Source organism: Plantactinospora solaniradicis, assembly GCF_042658085.1.
In the GTDB taxonomy this organism is placed as follows: Bacteria; Actinomycetota; Actinomycetes; order Mycobacteriales; family Micromonosporaceae; genus Plantactinospora; species Plantactinospora solaniradicis.
Window position 1 is genome coordinate 1 of sequence record NZ_JBHSPR010000051.1, and the last position, 1,864, is coordinate 1,864.

General features: G+C 67.9%; 1 protein-coding gene. It reads right to left on the minus strand.

The window, feature by feature from the left end; genetic code table 11:
• On the minus strand, positions 1-1,830 hold a 1,830-nt coding region (locus ACFP2T_RS36600; protein WP_377430181.1), incomplete at its 3' end, for a non-ribosomal peptide synthetase.
• Positions 1,831-1,864: the final 34 nt, after the last annotated feature.

Below are 1,864 nucleotides of genomic sequence, written 5' to 3' on the forward strand. Positions count from 1 at the left end.
GGTCGGCCCGTACGTGTTCCAGACCCGGGACTGGGCCGTCCACCGACTCGCCAACTCCGCTGTCAGGCGTTCGGCGCCCAGGACCCAGTTCCCGACCCCGGGCACAGTCCCCGGGTCGAGGACGGCAAGCAGGGACGGCACGACACTGGCGACGGTGACGTCGGTAGCGCGGATCATCCGGCTCAACGCCTCAGGATCGGTGCGTTCCTCGGTCGAGGCGATCGCCAGGGTTCCACCGGCGGCCAGAGTGACCACCACGTCCAGGACCGCGGCGTCGAAGCTGAACGACGCGAACTGCAACGCCACCACACCCTGGTCCACACCCAGGACCGGCCGCATCACCTCGGCCAGGTTCAGCACCCCACGATGCGCGACCGCGACCCCCTTGGGCCGCCCCGTCGAACCCGACGTGTAGATCACATAAGCCAACCCGTCCGGGGCCACGTGTCGATTCGACACAGCCGCCGGCAGGGCGGCGACCTGATCGGTGACCTCGTCCAGACGGACCTGCCGAACTCCGGTCGTGGACATCCCCGACAGGGTGTCGGTGGTGCCGACCAGGACGGTGGTGTCGCTGTCGGCGACCATGTAGTCGAGCCGGTCGCTGGGGTACGCCGGGTCCAACGGCACGAACGCGCCACCGGCCTTCCACACCGCCAACAACCCGACCACCATGTCCACCCCACGCGGCAGGCACAGCCCCACCCGCGACTCGGGAGCCACTCCTACTCCGGTCAGGTACCGGGCGAGTTGGTTGGCGCGCTGGTCCAGCTCGGCGTAGGTCAGTACGTCCGCACCGCAGCGCACCGCGACCACGTCCGGTGACGCCGCGACCTGTGCCTCGAACAACTCCGGCATCGTCTGGTCGGGGACCCGCACCGCCGTGTCGTTCCACCGGCCGACGACCAGTGACCGTTCCGCGTCGTCCAGGACCTCGATATCGCTGAGCCGCAGACCCGGATCCGCCGCCACCTGCTCCAACACCCGCACCAACCGACCAGCCAAACTCTCGGCAGTCGACTCGTCAAAGAGGTCTTTGGAGTACCTGACCCATCCAGCCATGCCCTCGGATGACCCGTTCGCGTCACGCCGCTCGGCCATCTCGATCGACAGGTCGAACCGAGACGCCATCTCGCCTGATCCCTCGCCGAACGGGCCCACACGCAGGCCCGGCAGCTCCCACGGGCCGCCCTTGCCGGATGTGCTCTGTAGGGCGAACATGACCTGGAAGAGGGGGTTGCGACTCAAGGAGCGGGCCGGGTTCAGGTCCTCCACCAGGCGTTCGAACGGCAGGTCCTGGTGCGCGTACGCCGCCAGGTCCGCCTCCCGTACCCGGGCCAGCACCTCACCGAACGACGGATCCCCACTCAGATCAGCCCGCAACACCAACGTGTTGACAAAGAACCCGACCAGTTCGTCAAGCGCAGCGTCCCCACGACCGGCGATCGGCGTACCCATCGGAATGTCCGTACCCGCACCCACCCGCGACAGCAGCACCGCCAACGCCGCGTGCACCACCATGAACATCGTCGCCCGGCTGTCCTGCGCGATCTTCGTCAGCTGGGAGTGGACCTGCGAGTCGACTTCCATCCCGACCGACCCGCCTCGGAATGAGGGCATCGTCGGGCGGGGCCGGTCAGTCGGAAGTACCAACTCCTGTGGTGCGTCTGCCAGCGCCTCTCGCCAGTACCCGAGTTGGGCGCTGATCAGGCTGTCGGGATCGTCGAGATCACCCAGGACCTCACGCTGCCACAGGGAGTAGTCCGCGTACTGCACCGGCAACGGCTCCCAACCCGGAGCCCTACCCTGCCGACGAGCCGCGTACGCCACACTCAGATCCCGACCCAACAGACCCATCGACCAA